Source organism: Bacillus jepli (genome assembly GCF_047238305.1).
Lineage (GTDB): Bacteria > Bacillota > Bacilli > Bacillales > Bacillaceae_L > Ferdinandcohnia.
Window position 1 is genome coordinate 1573635 of sequence record NZ_JBDFMO010000001.1, and the last position, 21092, is coordinate 1594726.

Annotated in this window: 17 protein-coding genes; 16 read left to right on the forward strand and 1 reads right to left on the reverse strand. The window is 38.2% G+C overall.

Annotated features, from left to right (window positions below; all coding sequences use genetic code 11):
* Positions 1-62 precede the first annotated feature (62 nt).
* Positions 63-2720: a tetratricopeptide repeat protein gene (locus ABC371_RS07815; RefSeq protein ID WP_412896277.1), complete on the reverse strand. Its 2658-nt coding sequence runs from the start codon at positions 2718-2720 to the stop codon at positions 63-65.
* Positions 2721-3168: 448 nt separating this feature from the next.
* On the opposite strand from ABC371_RS07815, the gene ABC371_RS07820 reads away from it, so the two are divergent.
* The 16 genes from ABC371_RS07820 (at position 3169) to ABC371_RS07895 (ending at position 21012) form a co-directional block, all read left to right on the forward strand.
* Positions 3169-4476: an aspartate aminotransferase family protein gene (locus ABC371_RS07820; RefSeq protein WP_412896278.1), complete on the forward strand. Its 1308-nt coding sequence runs from the start codon at positions 3169-3171 to the stop codon at positions 4474-4476.
* Positions 4477-4494: 18 nt separating this feature from the next.
* On the forward strand, positions 4495-5409 hold the full coding sequence (locus ABC371_RS07825; RefSeq protein ID WP_412896279.1) for a fumarylacetoacetate hydrolase family protein: 915 nt from the start codon (positions 4495-4497) through the stop codon (positions 5407-5409).
* Positions 5403-6230: an IclR family transcriptional regulator gene (locus ABC371_RS07830; protein WP_412896280.1), complete on the forward strand. Its 828-nt coding sequence runs from the start codon at positions 5403-5405 to the stop codon at positions 6228-6230. Before ABC371_RS07825 ends, ABC371_RS07830 begins: the two co-directional genes overlap by 7 nt.
* A gap of 43 nt (positions 6231-6273) precedes the next feature.
* Positions 6274-7392: a threonine synthase gene (gene thrC / locus ABC371_RS07835; protein WP_412896281.1), complete on the forward strand. Its 1119-nt coding sequence runs from the start codon at positions 6274-6276 to the stop codon at positions 7390-7392.
* 29 nt (positions 7393-7421) lie between these two features.
* Positions 7422-8426, forward strand: a complete 1005-nt coding sequence (locus ABC371_RS07840) for a Gfo/Idh/MocA family protein (protein WP_412896282.1) — start codon at positions 7422-7424, stop codon at positions 8424-8426.
* Between the two features lie 16 nt (positions 8427-8442).
* Positions 8443-9177 (forward strand): MBL fold metallo-hydrolase, encoded by a 735-nt coding sequence (locus ABC371_RS07845; RefSeq protein ID WP_412896283.1) that lies wholly within the window; start codon positions 8443-8445, stop codon positions 9175-9177.
* 44 nt (positions 9178-9221) lie between these two features.
* Entirely contained in the window at positions 9222-9608 is a 387-nt protein-coding gene (locus tag ABC371_RS07850; protein ID WP_412896284.1) for a RidA family protein, read from the forward strand.
* A gap of 18 nt (positions 9609-9626) precedes the next feature.
* Positions 9627-11123: a M81 family metallopeptidase gene (locus ABC371_RS07855; protein ID WP_412896285.1), complete on the forward strand. Its 1497-nt coding sequence runs from the start codon at positions 9627-9629 to the stop codon at positions 11121-11123.
* Positions 11120-12130: a succinylglutamate desuccinylase/aspartoacylase family protein gene (locus ABC371_RS07860; protein ID WP_412896286.1), complete on the forward strand. Its 1011-nt coding sequence runs from the start codon at positions 11120-11122 to the stop codon at positions 12128-12130. Before ABC371_RS07855 ends, ABC371_RS07860 begins: the two co-directional genes overlap by 4 nt.
* 104 nt (positions 12131-12234) lie before the next feature.
* Positions 12235-13932, forward strand: coding sequence for an ABC transporter substrate-binding protein (locus ABC371_RS07865; protein ID WP_412896287.1), 1698 nt, complete (start codon positions 12235-12237; stop codon positions 13930-13932).
* A gap of 101 nt (positions 13933-14033) precedes the next feature.
* A complete protein-coding gene (locus ABC371_RS07870) occupies positions 14034-14993 on the forward strand; it encodes an ABC transporter permease (protein WP_412896288.1) in 960 nt (319 codons plus the stop codon).
* 13 nt (positions 14994-15006) lie between these two features.
* Positions 15007-15936 carry an ABC transporter permease gene (locus ABC371_RS07875; RefSeq protein ID WP_412896289.1) on the forward strand — a complete coding sequence of 310 codons (930 nt, stop codon included), beginning with the start codon at positions 15007-15009 and terminating at the stop codon, positions 15934-15936.
* A gap of 16 nt (positions 15937-15952) precedes the next feature.
* The gene (locus ABC371_RS07880) at positions 15953-16963 is read left to right on the forward strand and encodes an ABC transporter ATP-binding protein (RefSeq protein ID WP_412896290.1); all 1011 of its coding nucleotides are present in this window, start codon (positions 15953-15955) and stop codon (positions 16961-16963) included.
* Positions 16950-17975 (forward strand): ABC transporter ATP-binding protein, encoded by a 1026-nt coding sequence (locus ABC371_RS07885; protein ID WP_412896291.1) that lies wholly within the window; start codon positions 16950-16952, stop codon positions 17973-17975. Before ABC371_RS07880 ends, ABC371_RS07885 begins: the two co-directional genes overlap by 14 nt.
* Entirely contained in the window at positions 17972-18913 is a 942-nt protein-coding gene (locus tag ABC371_RS07890) for a dihydrodipicolinate synthase family protein (protein WP_412896292.1), read from the forward strand. The genes ABC371_RS07885 and ABC371_RS07890 overlap by 4 nt, the downstream gene beginning before the upstream one ends.
* Positions 18914-18993: 80 nt before the next feature.
* On the forward strand, positions 18994-21012 hold the full coding sequence (locus tag ABC371_RS07895; RefSeq protein WP_412896293.1) for an exo-alpha-sialidase: 2019 nt from the start codon (positions 18994-18996) through the stop codon (positions 21010-21012).
* Positions 21013-21092 lie beyond the last annotated feature (80 nt).

A 21092-nucleotide genomic window follows, 5' to 3' on the forward strand; every position in this document is an offset into this window, starting at 1 on the left:
AAAAATAGACCCAAAAAGTAGATAATAAAATCCGCTCTTTGGGCCTATTTATTTTTAATAGATTACAGGTTGGTATATGAAATTTTTTTATGCTGGGACTTATTACCTTGACTCGCGATTCGTTCATTTTGAACTAGCCTTGTTTCAAATAGCTTCAACGGGTCATAGTAGATTTCTGGGTTTGATTTCATTTTTGCTAGAATTTCTTTGTCTTGCTCAACACGATTCTTCGTGTCATCAATTACTCTTGAGAGTTCTTCTAATGATTCCTTATAAAATAAGCAAACATCCTGCTGCAGCGATTTATTGAAAAAGTCAAATTGCTGCCAAAATTTTCTCTGGACCGATTCGACAACTTCCATGTACGATTCATTTTCCACATAGCGTTTATACTGATTAAGCATATACGCTTGCTGTTTTTGTGGCAGCAGGCCTAACACTTTGCCTGCACCTTTTAGAAACACCTGTGCTGGATTGTGACGAAGCATGATGTTTTCCTTTTCAATTTGAATTTGATAGGTCATGCGACCGATGTCTCTACGCCAGTCCTCAACCACCTTGAAGTCACATTGAAGCTTGAGTTCTTTTTCAGGATATCCTTCTGCAAATGACTCGGTCATACCATCTAAGTAATCCTGGGTTGCTTCAAGTTTTTGATTCGCATCCTCAATCCATTCCCGAAGTTTTTCTGTAAGACCCGGTACAATCTCTTGATCAAATAAACTTCGAATCTCTTCATTCATTTTTTCGTTTAACTCAATGTGAAGTTGGTTTAGATTACTTTCTTCCGTTATATACTTTGAGCAATCTGCTAGGATTTTCGGTATTTTTTCAGTGATGTTAAGTTTAACCTCTGAAATTACGTCTGTAAACGAATCAACAATTTCTTTACTTTGGCTACTTTCCTTATCGTTCAGACTGTTGTTAAACCCAGTTAGTCTGGTGATAAATTCTTCATTATGTGCAATTAACTCAATCAGTTTGTTTTCTGAGTCAACTCGCTTTTTAAGCAGGTTAGAAATCGTTTTTCTGAGTAAAAATAGAATTTTTCCAACGCGATTGACCGTACGGTAGCTGGCCTTAATGTCACGTAGGACGTTGACGTTGCTGAAAGAATGAACAACCGCATCTGGGAAGTACTCCTTAATTTTTCCCTCGTTAAACATATTACGAAGCACAAAATGGACCGGAGTATCCTTGGCGGAATGTTTGAGTTGGGCAAAATAATCTAAGTCCAATTCTGTGAGTACTTCGGCTTCATGCACAAATAGAACGCCATCTACGACAGGTAAATAGCCAAAGGTTTTCCGTTTCTCCATAAAGTACTCGTTGTAACCAGTGGTATTCAGCCTTAGCCCTGACTGTTGTAAACGAGTGGAAGGTAGGTTTGTTTCGATAATTGAGTCTGGATTTGTAGCTTCTTCATAAGCAGTCAGCAGACTCCGGCCAGTATCGGATATCTCAGTAATTTCCTTCTTTTCTCCATATTGAATGCAGGCAAAAGAAGAAAGAGATGGAGTCAGAATTTCCTCTTCTAAGATTGAATTAATGAAAGAACTCTTTCCTTTACCAAGAACAAGCAAGTTCGTAGTATCCTTATCAAAAAGTTGTTCAAAGCCCCATACTAAGCGCTTGCTTGTTTCAATATTATTTTTTTGAGCCCAATCGATAATGGTCTTCATGAAGTGATGACACTCAGCCGTAGATATCTTGCGGCCTTGTGCATTTTCTAGAACAATTTCAGCCTCTTTGACAATCACAGTCTTGAACGCAGAAGGAAAAATATCATCCCACGCTAAGATTGCAGCTGCCGCATTCAATCCATTCGTTGCTGTAGTTGTATTCAACCAATTAATCAGCAGTTTTGGCATCAACTTTCCGATGTCACGCAATAAATAATTTCCTGTTGTTAATTGAAGATACGTCTCTTCAAATAAACTTGAAATATTATGCCAGGAATCGTACGGATCAATCTCTAAATCTTTCATTATCTGAATAACAGAATGTAACCAATCTAGGTAGTGGTCCGTATTTTTATAGTTTTGCCAAATCGCCGCTAAGAGCTGTTTAAATCTAGGTTGGTCCAATTCATATAGTGTTCGTAATAAGGAAACGAACGTATCAGGTGTAAATGTAACACCATGACCAGCTTCAAAGTATGAAATTAATCCATCAAACCAATATAAATCTCGAGTGCGATTAGCTTCATTTATCGCTAGCTCAACCGCACTTTTCCAATCTTCCTGTTCCTCATAAAAGCGTTTGGCAATCGATGTTAGTTCCGGATAATCGGGATTTCCTTCAATCGCTTCCTGTAAAACGCGATAAGCGGCATCAATCTTGTTGTCCTCAAGATAAAGGGAAAACAGGCATAATGAAACCTCACTTGTTAACACCTTATTTTTCGAAATGATTGAGCCATACATTTTTTCTGCATTTGAAAGTAATCCAAGCTCATAATACGCATCTGCAATATTCTTTTTTGCCCATGGTTGGAGATCATTTGTGATATTCTCCCATTTATAAATAGCTGCTTCATAATCCTTAGAATGAAAGTAAATTTCTCCTTGGGCAAAGCGGATATTCGCCAGGTCATACACTTCCTTTTCCTGCTCAACCATGTATGCCTCGCCAAGAATATCAACCGGATGTCTTTTATCATTTTCAGGAATGAACGCCTCATAATACCTTTTCGTAATAAACTCATGTTCAGATTTCATTTGTAAACCTCCATTGGTGGGACAGTGGATAGGTCCCGCGTTCCCAACTCGTTCTTGTCTGATTGGTTGAAGGAACCTGCTTATAGTCCCTTTAGGATATAAGGATACCCTATCATATTAATATACGTTTTATACTTCTTTTTTGTGGGGGGATAGGACTATTTGCACTATATATAATGCAAAACTTTCAACACGCCTTTACTTCAAACAAAAGTCAAGACATATTAGTGTGGAAATGAGTGTGGGTGGATACTACAAAACTCAATTAATTTAATCTCTAATTTGAATACTACGCTGAAAGGATTGACATTGAATAAATTAATTTCAACTATTTTGCTAATTGGTAAAATAAATAATTTTCAGAATTATTCATTTACAACCAAAGTTTTAAATGCTAAAATTAAAATGAAACCACGGTTTCACTGATTAAAATGTATGGAGGTATAAAATGGATAAATGGAATATGACAAAGGTTCTATTCGATGAGTCGCAGAACTATTTAGCTTCAGGCGTTTCTAGTAACTTACGGCTTGCTATGAAACCATTTCCTATATACATTCGAGAAGCACACGGCGCAAAACTGTTTGATGTAGATGGAAATGAATACATAGATTATATCATGGCATATGGTCCCCAAATTCTTGGGCACTCTCATCCGAATATTGTGAATGCTATCTGTTCCCAAGTCAAACAAGCCCAAACATATGGAGCACAGCATGTAGGTGAGATTGAACTAGCAAAGAGAATAAAAAAGTATGTCCCGTGCGTTGACTTAGTCAGTTATGCAAGTACAGGATCAGAAGCCGTGCAGGTGGCCTTACGGTTATCAAGAGCTTTTACTGGGAGACAAAAGTTTGTAAGATTCGAAGGTCATTATCATGGCTGGATGGATAATATCTTTACAGCGTTTGGAAATTCAAATAAGGAAGGTTCAACGAATAAAGGTTCAATTATACCTGGCACAAAGGGGCAAAACCTAAAGGCGCTTGAGGATACTATTTTACTACCTTGGAATAATGTTGAAGCGTTAGAAAAGACTTTAGTCGAACACCAAGATGAAATCGCAGCTGTTATTACAGAACCAATCATGTGTAATTCTGGATGTATTTTACCTTTACCAGGATATATGGAAAAGCTTAGAGAATTGACTTCAAAATACGGGATTGTTCTCATTTTCGATGAGGTCATAACTGGGTTTAGGCTAGGTCTTGGAGGAGCTCAAGAGTATACGGGAATAACACCAGATCTCGTTACAATGGGAAAGGCACTGGCGGGAGGACTGCCTTTAAGTGCAGTTGGAGGCAAAAAAGAAATTATGGAGCTCATTTCCAGGAGTGAAGTTTATCATATGGGGACGATGAACGGTAACCCACTATGTACAGCATCTGCTATTGCCTCCATTGATTATCTAAGTGATGAAAAAAATAATGCTTACACTCAAATGAATAAATTAGTTGATATCTTAGTTACAGAAATAAACAACCTCTCAGAACAATATAATCTACCACTGCTTATCAACAGAGCAGGCCCTGTTTTCCACACCATGTTCACCGATGAAACAGAAATCACACACTTTTCTCAATTCCAACAAAGAGATTCTAAAGCATTTGAAAGATTAGCGGAAATATTTTTAGAGGAAGGTCTAGCTGTTAGACCAAGTGGCTTATGGTACCTTTCAACTGCACACACTGAGCAAGATATTTATGCATCACTAGAAATAATTGATAAATCATTTCAGCGATTCAAAAATAGTTAATGGAGGGATAATTTCAGGGTGATTACCTTAACATTTATCAAATCCAGTAAACCAAAGCTAGGTGTAAAAACAAAACGAGGAATTTTAGAGGTACAAAGAGTTGTTGAGAAAATGAAGCAATCACATCATGATGTTTCAACATATCCCCTGACAGTACAGGAACTAGTAGCGGCAGAAAGTGCTGAACATGCATTAAAAGATATTTTGGATTTTTCGGAAAGCTTAGATGAGAGTTTTTTTCTTGATGAGAGCGAAATACAATATGGGCCAAGTGTTGTAAATCCTCAAAAAATTATATGTGTGGGATTAAATTATAAACCTCACGTTGAAGAATCCAGGATGGAACTACCTGATTATCCTATATTGTTTAGTAAATTTAATAATGCTCTCATTGGAAACGAAAGTGAAGTTTCGATTCCTACACATTCAACACAAGTTGATTATGAAGCGGAGTTAGCTATTGTAATTGGTAAAGAAGCGAAAGATGTTAAAAAAGAAGATGCTCTATCTTATGTCTATGGATATACAATTGCAAATGACTTATCAGCAAGGGATCTTCAATTTCTGACATCACAATGGTTACTTGGAAAGTCTTGTGATGGTTTTTGTCCATTAGGACCCTATCTTGTAACGAAGGATGAAATAGCGAATCCAAATGAATTGGGGATCAAAACATATGTGAATGAAGATATAAGACAAAATTCCAATACGTCTAAAATGATTTTTAATTGTGAAAAACTGATTAGTTTTATTTCGAGTCATATGACTCTCTTTCCTGGTGATGTGATTTTAAGTGGAACACCAGAAGGGGTCATACTGGGATATGAAAAAAGTGAAAGAGTTTGGTTAAAGAACGGAGATATTATTTCAATTGAGATCGACGGCTTAGGAAAACTAACTAACATAATAAAGGACCAAAACGAAATATGGTAGAAAAAGGAAATCCCAAGGATGCAATTAAAGAAAAAAATGAGAGATATACAATAAGTTCAGTGGAAAATGCTCTAGATTTGTTGGAAGCGTTCTTAGAAAATGAATCCCTTAGCCTGATTGAGTTAGAAAAATTACTAAATAGGCCTAAATCCTCATTATTTAGAATTATAGCTACTTTGGAAAAACGGGCATATATTACACGAAACTCTCGTGACGGAAAGTATTGTCTTGGTTTTAAACCCTTGGAGTTAACGAAAAAGATTTTACACGATAATGCACTCAGGAAATGTGCCATGGATGACATCATTTGGTTGGCTGAAAAATATGGAGATACTGTGAATCTAGGTGTGATGACAGAGGATGATGTGTTGTATGTGGAAATTATAGAAGGAACTCACTCACTAAGAATGAATGAAAGCGTTGGTTCTAGAGTGCCATTTCACTCCACAGCTATTGGGAAGGCCATTGCGTCATCTTTACCTGCGAATGAATTAGAAAGACTAATAGAAGTAAAAGGCTTCCCAAAGATTACTGCTAACACGATTCGATCAAAAGATGTTTTCTTAGAAGAAGTTTCGAAGATTAAGAATCTTGGTTATGCGGTTGATAACGAGGAGAGTGTTCTTGGAGCAAGATGCATTGCAGCTCCAATCTATAACTTTTATGGAGAAGTAGAAGGAGCAGTCAGTTTATCGGGCGTCATCCATCGTTTCCCAGAAGGGAACTTAAAACTAATTGCTAATGATGTGGTCTCAGTTGCAAAGAAAATTTCTAAAAAGCTAGGGTATATAGATTCTAAAAAACAATCGTTAGAAAAATGATGGTTAGTAAAAATAACCTCACAAATTGTAAATGGAGGCGCGTATGAGTCGACTTCAAAGGAATAGAATGTTGAACGGTATGAATGGGATCTGGAGGTTTCAGGATTTGTTGCCCACTGTTTCTGCACATAATCAAATCACTTTGGGAGAAGGGAATACTCCGCTCGTAAAAAGTCAACGAATTGCTAAGGAACTAGGCTTGTCTTCCCTGTATTTTAAATTGGAATCTACCAATCCTACTGGTTCCTACAAAGATCGGATTGCTGCTCTAGGAATATCGTGGGCTCTCGAAAACAATCGCTCAGCATGTATTGGAACTAGTTCAGGAAATGCGGGAGCATCCGTTGCAGCTTATGCAGCAAGGGCAGGTATCCCCTATCATTTATTGGTACTAGAACAAATGTCAGAAGCCAAGATGACACAAATAGTCATTTATGGAGCAAACGTAACAAGAATTAATGGATTTGGTGAAAGTGAACAAGTTGGCAATCTTGTGTTTGAATATATTGAACAACAAGCCCAAAAAAAGAATTGGGAATTAATGATCACTGCTTACAAATATAACCCAATTGCCATGGAAGCCGTTCAAACCATCTCCTTTGAAGTCTTTCAAAATTTAAATAACCAGACTCCGGATGCCGTTTTTGTCCCTGTAGGTGGTGGAGGGTTATTTACTGGTATATGGAAAGGGTTCTCTACCTTAAACGAAAGAAATCTTTCGAAAAAGGTACCACAACTTGTTGCGGTACAACCATCTGGTTGTTCAAATATTGTAAGAGCATGGAAGGAAGATAGCTCGATCCCTTTAGGAGGAGATTCCACGTCAGAAATATCAGGATTGCAAGTTCCGAACCCTCCTGATGGAAGTGAAGTACTCAAAGTACTGAATGAACAACATGGATGGGGAGAAATGATTGACGATCAATCCACGTGGAAATGGCAGGAAAAACTTGCAATCGATGAGGGGATTCTCTGTGAACCTGCAGCAGCTATCTCTTTAGCAGGTGTGGAAAAGGCTCTTATAGAAGGAAGAATTACCACGGATTCAGAGGTGGTTTGTATTCTAACTGGAGCGGGATTTAAGGATTCAAAAAGACTAGAGGCAATGGCTAAAAAAGTGCCAGAGGTGGAATTGATCGAAATAGAAAATCTTCAACTCTAAGAGATTAGTGTACTTTTAGGAGTGTTTACATGAAAAATGTAAGGGTAGGGCTAATAGGTTTAGGACGATTTTCACAATTACACATTCAATGCTTGTTGAACATATCAAATATAAAATTGGCTGCAGTAGCTGATGTACGAAAAGAGATTGTAGACAAAGCAAAGTCTGAACTGGGTTGTCATGGATATACAGATTGGAAAGAGATGTTGGAAAGAGAGGAGCTAGATGTGGTTCATGTATTAACACCAGAAGGTTTACACACTGAGCCAGTCATCTTCTCACTAAGAGCAGGCTGTCATGTTTTTGTTGAAAAACCACTTGCTACGAATAGCAATGATGCAAAAGAGATGATGAAAGTCGCTCAGGATTACGGAAAACAATTAATGGTTGGTCATGTATGTCGATTTGATTCCCGATATTCTCTTATTAAAGAGGAATTAGAAACGGGTCGAATTGGAAAAATCCGATCTCTTTATGCAAGAAGAAATAACCCTAAAAAATATTTTTCCATTTATCGCAGGTCAAATCCAGTTTTTATATTAGGGATTCATGATATTGATTTAATGCGTTGGTACACAGATTCACATGTAACAGAAGTGTATGCACAAAGCACACCATCGACCACTGGAGATGTTGATCTTATTTGGGCAATGTTAACATTTGATAACGGATCGGTTGGAATGATTGAGAATAACTGGCTTGTTCCAGATCGAGCACCTTCATTTATGGACGTAAGAATGGAAATCGTCGGGGAAGATGGTACTGTACATATTCAGGACCCTGACCAAACGATCACGTTTTGGGACAATGAGGGCCTAAGTACACCACCTATCTTCTCATGGAGTAATGTGCATGGAGTTCCAGTTGGTGCCTTGTTTGAAGAATTGAAGCATTTTTATCAATGTATATTTACAGATCGACATTCACATATACTAAACCCAGAAGATGCGTTATCGGCTGTAATGATTGCCGAAGCTATTGTTCAATCTATTAAAGAGAAAAAGCCAATCCTTATTCATAATTCTGATAAGTGAGAGGGGATGGGCTAAGTTGAAAATTAATGATCAAATTTACTTGGTGGGAAGCGGCCTTTTAGGCATGAATCAAACGGATAAGTACGATTGTAATGTATATCTGGTGGATGGAGGAGATTCATTGATCCTAATCGATAGTGGTGCGGGAATTAATCCTTCAAAAATTGTGGAAGAGATAGTGAGGAATGGCTATCGCCCTGAGATGATTGATTACATCCTCTTGACACATGCCCATGCCGATCACTCCGGGGGAGCTCACAGTCTTCAGCAAATAAGTGGAGCCAAAATTGTTTGTTCAAAAGACACAGCAAACATGATAAAAGAAGCAGATGAAGAAAAAATGTCACTTGTCTCATCGAAAAAAACGGGTGTATATCCAAGAGATTATACCTTTCATCGTGTAACAGATTGTATCGAGGTTTGTGATCAAGATACTTTGCAAATTGGTGGTTTAACCATTCAGGTGATTGAAACCCCTGGTCATAGTCACGACTCTATTAGTTTTTATATGGAAGAAATACATACACTTCTATCAGGAGATTTAGTATTTGATAGGGGAAAGATAGCAAAATTATCAACATGGGATTTCTCTTTACAAGATTTAAAGAAAAGTATAAATAGAGTAGCCGATTTAAGTATTGATGTTTTACTCCCAGGCCATATGTCTCCGGTGGTAAGAAATGGTCATGATGCTATCAGAAAAGCAAAAGGAATCTTTGACCAGCACAAGATTCCCGAGAGTATAGTGTAGCTCAAGTTTCTTGTTTCAAAATCAAAAGGTATACGGAGGAGAAAATGACAATTCGTAAGGAAGTTATATCAGAAAAAGCATGTAAACCAGGCAGTTTGTATTCTCAAGCAATCATTGTCGATGACTGGGTGTTTGTCTCAGGTCAAGGTGCTCTCAATCGGGATGGTAATGTCATTCAAGGTTTAGATATGAAAGAACAAACAACAATAACGATGGAATCAATTAAAGCCATTTTAGAAGAAGCTCGTTCTTCACTAGACCATGTTGTCAAGGTAACAGCCCATATAACGGATCACGCAAACTTCGAAGATTTTAATAGTATTTATCAAGAGTATTTTTCAATCCCATTTCCTGCAAGAACGACCGTTGTAAGTGGCTTAGCAGAAGGGATGTTAGTTGAGATTGATGTCATTGCAAAATTGAAAAAGTAAGTTAAGGGGATTGGGATTATGAGAATAGGGGTTGTAGGTTGTTACCATGAAACCAATACATTTGCACCAGGAATCACACCCTTAGATGACTTTCAAAAGGAATGGTATATAGGAAAACAATCTTTCTATCAAGCATTTCAAGGGACAAAAACGAGCATGGGTGGAGTAATAGATGCAAGTGAAACATTCAATTTTGAACTTGTTCCTCTCTTTTATACCCAAACTCTCCCATCAAGTACTGTTAGTGAAGATGCAAAAAATGCGATTATTAAGGAAATAATCCATCAAGTTAGAAAAGAACAAGAAAGCTTGGATGGCTTACTCGTTATTTTACATGGAGCAATGGCTAGTGAGAAGTGTCAAGATGTCGAGGGTGAGTTACTTCGACTGCTAAAAGAAGTTGTTGAGAGTAAGCCGATATCTGTCACAATTGATCTTCATGCAAATCTAAGTGAGGATATGGTGCGAATACCAAGCTTTATTGTAGGCTATGATACATACCCTCATATAGATGCTTATGAAAGAGCGATAGAAGCGACTGAACTATTGATAAAGTACATTACTAATCAAGTAAAGCCTACTAGTCATCTCGAACGAACTAATTTGCTAATTGCTCCGACATTAATGAACACAAATATCGAACCAATGAGTACGTTAATGGCGAGAGTGTTTAAGTATGAAAAAGAAGCTGATGTATTAACGATTTCTATCGTAGGAGGCTTTGCCTTTGCTGATGTTTTTTGTGTAGGGGCCAATGTACTTGTGACAACGAATGACAATCCTCAGAAGGCAGAAAGAATTGCATGTGAATTATCCCAATGGATGAGATTGCATCAAAACGAATTTCGGCCGGTTTTATATAATCTCGAACAGGCCAAAGAATATGCAAATCAGCAAACAGATTTTCCAATTGTCTTCATTGAATCCTCAGATAATGTTGGAGCAGGAACACCAGCAGATGCTACTCACACTCTACGATATTTAATTGAACATGAAATGAACGAATTTTTGATAGTCATTCATGATTATGAAGCTGTTAACCTTGCATTCGCTATTGGTGTGGGTGGGGAGCTTGATTACCCAATAGGAGGAAAAAAGGATATAAAAGACAATAAAGATCCGCTTCATGGTCGGCCTGTCAACGTCTTTGGAAAGATTAAACTGCTATCCGATGGTGTTTATAGACATCGTGGACCGTATATGACAGGAATGTTAGCCAATATGGGAAAGACCGCGGTAATTGAAATTGAAGATAATAAGTCCAGCATCATTCTTACTGAAAAGAGAGTTGCACCGTGGGATATCAATCATCTCAAAAGTGTCGAAGTCGATCCAATTGATTTTAAAATTATCGTAGTGAAAGCAGCGGTTGCTTGGAGATCGGCGTTCGGCGATATTGCAAAATATGCAATTGAATTAGATACACCAGGTTCAAGCAGTTCAAATCTCAATTATTTTGAGTACAAAAATATTCCTGAGTCATTAGAAGTGATAGCAGGGGGTAGTGGTAAATGATTTCTTCTATGACTAGAAAGTCTATCGACAATTTCGATCTCAAACAGGTTAAAGCAGGGGAGAAAGCAAGCTTTGAATTAGTGTTTGATAGGGAAGTTAAGGAAGGTTTTATCCCAGTTAATGTAATCAAGGGACAAAAAGAAGGAAAAACACTATTAGTTTTAGGTGGTGTTCACGGGGATGAATATGAAGGGATTCAGACGATTATCCAAGTTTTTCGGGATCTTTCCGTTACCGATATTACTGGTACATTAGTCATGATTCCTGTTGTAAACGTTTCCTCCTATATAAATGGCACTCGAACTACTGGTGTTGATGGAGAAAATCTTGCTAGAGCATTTCCTGGTGATTCAAACGGTAATTTTACTTCAAGACTTGCCTGGCATTTACATGAGACGTTTATTCGAAATGCAGATTTCTTACTAGATTTACATAGTGGAGGAACGCATTATGCCATGCCAGCCTTAGTTGGTTACTATTATGATTCCAACTCTCAAATTAGCCAAATATCAAAGGCGGCAGCTGAAGCATTTGGAATGAAAGTGATTTGGGGCCATGAACAAGTCGGTCCAGGAAGAACGATTAGCTCAGCACTTTCACTTAATGTTCCATGGCTTTATACAGAAGGATACGGTGGCAAACGTATAAAAAGAGAAGAACAAAAGCAGTATGAAATTGGAGTTTATCGATTATTAAACTATTTAAGTTTGCTAACTGTACCAAATAAATGGGTGAACGAGCCAAAGGAAGAAATAGAATTTCGTTTGTTAGGTGATGGAAATCTAGATAAGGCTGCATTTGCAGAAAAGGACGGCTTTTTTATTCCCTCAGTCAACTTGCTTGATGAAGTAAAAACAAACGATAGGGTAGGGATACTATATGACCTATTTGGAAATAAACTGCAATGGATCATGGCGGAAAAGCCAGGTGTGGTCGTCATGTTAAGGGAAACTCCATTTACTAATAAGGGAGATGGCTTGTATGCTTTAGCCGAAATAGAAAATTAGATAAAGATGCTTTGAGAATAAAAGAGTGAAAGATTCGTATTTTAAGGCTGAATAGCCTTGAGATAAATAAAAAAGTTTTTCAAATTATAAGGAGGGGTTAGTTAGTGAAAAAAGTTTTTAGTTTCTTGTTAGCTGTATTTCTTTTGTTAGTCGTTGCTGCATGTACAAATGACAGCAGCACTGACACAAAAGAACCTGATTCAAATGAACCATCTAAAGAAACAGTTACAAACGATCCAGCAGAAGAAACGGAGTACGAAAATCCATTGGCAGATCCACGAGTAAGGCAAGCCATTAATTATGCAATTGATAAACAGGCGATAGTAGAGCAAATATTACAAGGTAAAGCAATCGTGGCGGATAGTCTTACACCGAATGGCGATTGGAAAACGGATGGATTAGATGACTATGCCTATGACCCGGAGAAAGCTAAGCAACTACTAAAAGAAGCCAATTGGGACCCGAATTACGTTATTGATGCTGTCGTTTATTATGGAGACCAACAGACGGTTGATTTAATGACAGCCGTTCAAGCATACCTATCACAAGTGGGAATGAAGATGGAATTTCGAAAATTAGAGGGAGATTTAGCTGCGCAGCTCTGGGTTCCTCCAAGTGATCCGAAAAATGGACCATCGGCGGTGAAGTGGGATATTGCTTACGGTGCTATCGCAGCATTATCTATGCACGAATACTATGATCGATTCATGAGCGGGTTTCCAAGTAATTCTCATACCCCAACAGATCCTAAGTTAGATGAACTCATTCAAGCAACCAATGCTACGACTGATTTAGAAGAGCAGAAAAAAGCCTTTTACGCGTTACAAAAATATGAAAATGAATCGTTACCTTTAATTCCTTTATATTATCAGCAAGTATTTGTTGCACAAAGCGATCGCCTTGATCGGGCGAATTCTCCATATGGTAATGAGCAGTTCAACTATGATTGGAATATCGTGAATTGGGACATTAAACCTGATAGCAGTGGAAAGAAGGTTATGAAAACAAATGGAGGTCCGGTACAGTTTTTTGAAACACCATTTCTTAATCCGGGCAACTACATGAGTACAAAGGTTCTATTTGATCATCTGATTGTTGCAGATGAAAATCTAAACCCTAAAGAGGGGGAACTAGCTTCAGATTATACAGTAAGTGAAGATGGAAAAACAATTACATTTACATTAAGAGACGGAATAAAATGGCACGACGGTTCGCCAATTACACCAGAGGATGTAAAGTGGACGTTTGAAATTGCGACCAAGGTTCCGACCTTGAACGCAGTATTCATGTCATCTTTAAACAAATTAGAAGGATATCAAGAATATGTCGATGGTGCTGCTGATGAAATTTCCGGTATTGTGATCGAGGGAAATACTATAACATTCAATTTTGAAAATCTTGCTCCAGACGCATTACTTATGTTTACTCAGTTACCACCATTACCAAAGAAACATTTTGATGGTGTAGATCCGTTACAAATGCAACAATCGGCATTCTGGCAAGCACCAATTGGTTCTGGTCCATTTAAGATTAAGGAAGTTTCCATGAACAACTTTGCGACGTTTGTTCCGTTTGAAGATTATCATCGTGGTGTGGCCAAAATCGAGGAGATTCAAATGTACCCAAGTGCAGAGTCTGATCCAAATCTAGTTAAAAATGCTGCAGCCAAACAGCTAGATTACGCTTATACAAAGAGTGTTCAAGATGTCCTGTCTTTAGAGGATATGTCTCATATGACGATTACACCGGTTGACATTCGATACACTCGTCTGTTCTTTATTAATAAGTTTCCCAAAGAATAAACGTTAGTTGACTTTGATGAGCAGTGGGGCTGCGCATTACGACCAGCAGCTCTATTGCTTTTTCAATATTGAAGGAAAATGATTAAGAAAGGAAGATGGCGATGCTAACTTACATCATTCGCAGGTTACTGATGCTGATCCCTATGGTAATAATCGTTAGCTTTCTGATTTATGGCGGCATGGAACTTATGCCTGGCGATACCATATCTTTTATCGCAGGCCCAGATGCGATGGCAAATTTGTCTCCTGAAAAGTTAGATGCTTTAAGGGAATCGTTGGGATTAAATGATCCGTTTATCGTAAGGTATTTTAATTGGTTCGTAGGAATTCTTCAAGGTAATTTCGGCTATAGTTTAACAAGTGGAACACCTATTGAAGAAATTGTCTTAAGCCGTTTGCCAGCAACATTGCAATTATCATTTATTGCAATTATTTTTTCATTAATTATAGGTAGCATTTTTGGGCTAATTAGTGCACTTAAAAGGGGTACGATTGCTGATAATTCGTTAACCGTAATGGGAATGATTGGTTTATCGATTCCAGAATTCTTTTTTGGGCTTGTATTTCTTTTAATCTTTGCGATTGACTTACAATGGTTTCCGGTAAGTGGTCGGATGCTTCCAGGACAAGATGGCTTTTTGGATCGAATTCCGCATCTTGTACTTCCATCATTGGTCTTAGGAATTGCTATGATTGCAGGTGTAATGCGCTATTCGCGTTCTAGCATGCTGGATGCAATTAACAAGGATTTTATAAGAACAGCCCGCAGTAAAGGTATTCCGGAATGGAGAGTGAACTTAGTTCATGGATTTAGAGTTGCTTTAACGCCTGTTGCTGTATTAGTAGGTTTTCGGTTACCCATGCTGATCGGCGGAACTGTTGTCATCGAGCAAATCTTTCAATGGCCAGGTGTAGGTAGTGAGTTCCTCTCAGCGATTCAAGGACAGAATTATCCATTAGTGATGATGATTGCATTATTATTTGTATTAATTGTGCTGCTATCGAGCTTTCTTGTGGATATTGTAACCGCGTTGTTGGACCCGAGAGTTCGTTTAGGATAAAGGGGTTGATCAGATGAAGTTGGTACCTTCTAATAATTCGGGTTTAAATAAAAAAATGGATAAAGTCAGGTTGGCAGAGGAATCGGGAAAAGTTAAAAAACGTCTAGGTAATCGCGCGCTAAGGAAATTGTTAAATAACAGGTTATCTGTATTCGGTCTCGTAACCTTTATTTTTCTTGTTGTAGTTTGTGTATTAGCTCCTATCATTGCTCCTTATGACCCATTAATCATTGATCTTAGCAGTGTTCTGCAGCCCCCGTCTAGTGAACACTGGCTAGGCACTGATAAACTTGGGCGAGACATATTATCACGTATCTTATACGGGGGGCAAATTTCGATCTTAATTGGATTTGGAAGTGCTGTTGGCTCCGCCATCATCGGAGTTATTCTTGGCAGCTATGCGGGGTACAAAGGAGGATGGATAGACGCCATTATTCTACGAATCTCTGAAATTTTTATGGCGTTCCCACAAATTATCTTAGTGTTGTTACTCGTTGCATTTCTAGGGCAAAGTATGATGAATTTGATCTTTATTTTTGTGATTACCGGATGGTGCGGTGTTTATCGGATGGTAAGAGCACGCATGTTATCCATCAAGGAAGAAGAATATGTTCAGGCATTACGAGCTTTTGGGTTAAATGATTTTATTATCTGTTTTAAACATATGCTGCCAAACGCTATTGGTGTAGTTATGGTAGCCCTTACTTTAAATACAGCCATGTTTATCCTTCAGGAAGCTGCGTTAAGTTTTTTAGGTTTGGGAGTACCATTTGAAATTGCCACTTGGGGGAATATCCTCAATGTAGCAAATGATTTGAATGTTTTAAAAGAAAATTGGTGGATTTGGTTCCCGGTAGGGATTGTGATTTCACTATTTGTACTAAGTGTTAACTTTATTGGGGATGGTCTTCGTGATTCAACAGATCCATCTCAACAAGGATAGATTGGAGGAAATTCACATGAGTGATCAAACTGTAATTACGGTTGATAATCTAAAAACCTTTTTTTACACAAATCAAAGATGTAATAAAGCAGTGAATGGTGTTTCCTTCAAAATTAAAAAAGGAAAAACGCTATGTGTTGTTGGTGAAAGTGGTTGTGGCAAAAGTGTAACAGCTGCTTCAATGATGCAGTTGTTACCAGAATTTTCAAGAATTGAAGAAGGTGAAATCATTTATCATAGCAGCCACGGTGATATTAAAATAAACGAGTTGCCTAAAAACGGAAAAAAAATGAGGTCACTACGTGGCGCAGATATCGCAATGATTTTTCAGGATCCGATGACTGCCTTAAATCCAGTATATACAATCGGATATCAGATCATTGAAAATTTAAGGTACCATACGGATTTGAGTAGAAAGGAGGCCAGAAAAAAGGCGATTGAATTACTTCGAATGATGGGAATTCCTCTACCCGAACAGAGAATAGACGACTATCCTCATGAATTTTCGGGTGGGATGCGCCAGCGTGCTATGATTGCGATGGCCATGGCGTGCAATCCAAAAGTTTTAATTGCAGATGAACCGACCACTGCCCTTGATGTTACCATTCAAGCTCAAATCTTTGAACTCATGAAAAAATTAAAAGAAGAACATGAAACTGCCATAATGATGATTACTCATGATATGGGTGCAGTGGCTGAGTTAGCTGATGATGTCGTTGTAATGTATATGGGCAATATCGTCGAAAGCGGTACCAAGGAAGAGGTTTTACGAACTCCTGCACATCCATATACCAAGGCGTTATTAAAATCTATTCCAATATTAGGGAAAGGGCATAAACAGGAGATTGAGCCAATAAAGGGTTCTACACCAGACCCTTATGACCGTCCTCAAGGTTGTCAATTCCATCCTCGATGCAAGTATTTTTCCGAAAAATGTTTGGAAATGCCTAGTGAAAACTTTATTAGTAATTCTCATTCTGTTCGGTGTTGGAATTACGAAAGGGTGTTACAAGATGGAGAAAAATAAAGAAGTACTTTTAAAGCTTAATAATGTAAGAACCTATTTTCCTGTACAAAAGGGTGTAATTAAAAGAAATGCAGGATACGTAAAGGCTGTAGATGGAATTGATCTTGAAGTATATAAAGGAGAAACGCTTGGTCTTGTAGGGGAAAGTGGATGTGGAAAGACAACATTGGGGAAATCAATTTTACAATTGATAAAACCCACAGAAGGTTCCATGATCTATCATTTTGACGGTGAACCAAAGGATTTAGTGAAGCTTCCGAAAAGAGAGATGGACAAATTACGTCAAAAACTGCAGATTATTTTTCAAGATCCTCATTCATCGTTAAATCCTGCCTTCACCATTTTTGGATCTCTTGAAGACCCATTAAAAAAGTTCGGGATAAAGTCAAAAAAGGAAAGACGTCAAATAATAGGAGATCTCTTAGAATCCGTTAATATGAACAGAGATTATATGTACCGATACCCGAATGAATTCTCAGGAGGTCAACGACAGCGTATTGGAATCGCACGAGCCTTAAGTGTTCAACCAGAATTGATTGTTTGCGATGAGGCAGTAAGTGCGCTCGACGTGTCGATACAAGCGCAAGTCCTCAAACTTTTAAAAAATTTAAAGGAAGAAAGAAACTTAACTTATATATTTATAACACATGATCTAAGCGTTGTTGAATATATCAGTGATCGGATTGCTGTGATGTATTTAGGAAAAATAGTAGAACTTGCAGACGCAGAAGATTTGTATTCACACACTCTTCATCCTTATACAAAAGCACTTCTTTCTGCGATACCGATTGCTGATCTTGACCGTAAATCAGAGCGTATTGTATTAGAAGGTGATGTGCCTAACCCAATAAATCCTCCTTCAGGCTGCCCCTTTCATCCAAGGTGCAAAGAGGCAGTTGAAAGGTGTAAGCATGAAGTGCCCAAGTTGAAAAAATATCGTGTAAATGGAAAAGAGCATTTTGCCTCATGTCATCTTGTTGACGAAAAATACCAAGTAGGGGGAAAACAATGAGCTACTCAATTAAGGAATTTAAAGGTGTTATTCCAGCTTTAATCACTTGTTTTGATGCAAAAGAAGAATTTGATGAACATAGACAAAGGGAAGTAGTTAGGAAATTGCTTTCAAAGGGTGTGCATGGATTTTATTTGACTGGAAGTACAGGTGAAGCGTTTTTAATGTCGTTGGAAGAACGGAAGAAGGTAGTAGAAGTTGTTGTGGATGAGGTTGCAGGTCGTGTTCCAGTGATGGTTCATGTAGGGGCGATAAGTACAAAATTGTCGATTGAGCTTGCTCAGCATGCCTATAAATGTGGTGCGGATGCGGTATCATCGGTTCCTCCGTTTTATTGGCGTTTTAATAATGAACATATTTATCAATATTATAAGGAGCTAACAGAGGCAACACCTCTGCCAATGGTTATCTATAATATTCCATTAGCTGGAGTAATGGGATTTGAGCTTATTCTAAAACTTGCCACGATTGAGGGTGTAAAAGGAATCAAATATACGAACCATTCTCATCATGAAATCATGCGGATTAAAAGTGAGATTGGAAGCGATTTCGTTGTGTTTTCGGGTGCTGATGAAATGGCCATGTCAGGATTGGCTTCTGGTGCAGATGGAATCATTGGATCCTTTTATAACTTAATTCCCGAATTGTTTATCAGTATCTATCAAGCTGTTCAAAAGGGAGACTTAAAAGAAGCTATTGAAAAACAATCGATCGCGAATGAAATCATTAACTTTTCACTAAGCCGTGATTATTTTTCGGTCATGAAAAATGCGATGTCATGGATGGGTGTAGATGCAGGATACTGCAGAAGGCCATTTATCAATTACGATAAAGAAGAGGTTGCTAAATTAAGAGAGCAATTCATAGAGTTGAAAAACGCAAAGAATCTTCAAGGAGTAGATTTTCTAGGAGCCTTAACTACGGAAGTGAATAGGTAGGTGTGTATGTAACAACTTAGCCAGATATGTAAACTTTGAAAGTAGTTACATATAAAAAATAAACAAGGAGGACTTTACCAGTGGTAAAAAGCAGAAGATATCTTTCCAAAAAAAGGTTCAAATGTTGCTTAGCCATACTGTCATTGTTTTTCTTTGCTTTCCTAGTAGGTAACCCAGAGAATCCGGTACATGCAATTGAAGCTAATACGCCATTAGGCTTACATGTAACTGACTCCTGGAATGTAACCGACCAAAACACTTTCCCAGATGGAGTACTTCTTCAAGCACAACGTCCCGCTCTAACCGAAGCGCCTAATGGAGATTTGCTAGCAGTATTCAATACATCTGGTGATGCTCATCCCGGTGGAGAGCTTAGGATGATACGCTCTACAGATCAAGGGCGTACATGGGGTCCATCTGAACTTATTGCAACCTCGTTTCTTTTTGGGGAGAAAGGAAGCATTTCATCAACGAGAGGAATGACCACATTAACAAACGGAACGATTTTATTACCCTATAACGATGCTGTCAATCATTCCAATTACAATAACCGTGAATCAAGGCTGTTTATTGCAAAATCAACAGATAACGGCTTTACATGGGAAGGAACTCAACAAGAAGTAGAACTTCCAATACCGATTCGCGAAGCACATATCGGGGGCAGCCAAATTCTTGAGCTTGAAGATGGTACATTGTTATTACCGATTTGGGGTGCTACTGAACTTGTAGAGGATTGGCAAACAAATCCGATGAGGTGGCGTTCCGGTGTATTACGATCATTTGATGGAGGGGAAACGTGGTCAGATTATCGGACAATTGCTTATGATCCGAATAATCCACCGCAATATCCACCATTCCATGGATCTAAATATACAAGTGGTGCAAATGAATTATCATTACAAGAATTACCCGATGGTCGGATTGTTTCTATTATTCGTTATGCAGCTGGCGTTGGTCCAGATAAGGGGCAAGTTTACTTATCTTACTCCAGTGATCAAGGAGCAACATGGACGAAGCCTGTAGCTACTGGTAAACAAGCAGAGGCACTATCCTTAACACTCTCAGCTTGCTCGAAATACCTTCCAGAGGGTGAATCAAAGCTGCTAATGGGGCACCGCTATCTTTCTGATTCTGGTCAAAGGGTTGGTAAGGCAGCAATTAGTGTTTCTTATGATTCAGGTGTTACTTGGGAAGCACCTGTTTACTTGCAAGATCCTAGCGGGGAAGCCAATTTGGGTGCAGCAACTGGTGAAATAGCATTCCATCATCTAAATGATACTCAGTTACTCGTCCTTTTCCAAGTTTCCCTTAATGGGGCACCATTTAAGATTGTGGCAAATATAATAGAAGATTCTAGTAATCCATCAGACTGTATTTCAGAGTATAACGTGGCAAAAGAAGGACAAAAAACAAATCCTACATTCTTTATTGAAAGAAGCGATCGTGACGAATGGCCATGGCCATTTGCTGTTCGTAAAACACAATCCAATGCTACCACATTTGTTAAAGATGTTATTGCTGACCAAGCGCCAAAATTAAGTTGTATTCCATCGAACTCTATGCAGCTTTTGCGTAACGGGATTCCACTTGATCCTGACAAAACGTTGGCAGAGGTGGGAGTTCAAAATGGAGATGTTCTTCAACTTTTAGATCGAAAACCACAAAGCAATCATTTTAAAGTGGGATTTGCAGAAATGGACGTTTCACCAGAAACGCGACATATATATAGTTGGGATAATGCGTGTGCGAGTGGACCGATTGCATTTGACTATAATTCACGAAGCCTGGGAATCGAAGTAAATAAACCACATACTAAAGTAATTGATACTGTTGAATTGCGAAATCGCGATGACCGAAACCGATTGAATGGCAATAACTACGAACTATATTCTAGTCCTGATAACATTCATTATACAAAAGTAACAGATTGGACATTTACAACTAAAACGGAAGAAGGGCGTATCATCCATGTTTTCTCAGGGCTTAATGTAGCGGACAACTACCTGAAGATTCACCAGTCTCACACAAACACATCCTATCGATTTGTCATTAGCAATACAAGAGAGGACATTCACGTGAAATTCACTCAAGCTAAATAGCGACAAGGGACAGGATTCGTGTCTGTAAAGTAAAGACATTACAAATTGCAAAGGTAACTTTACTTTTGCAATTTGTTGTT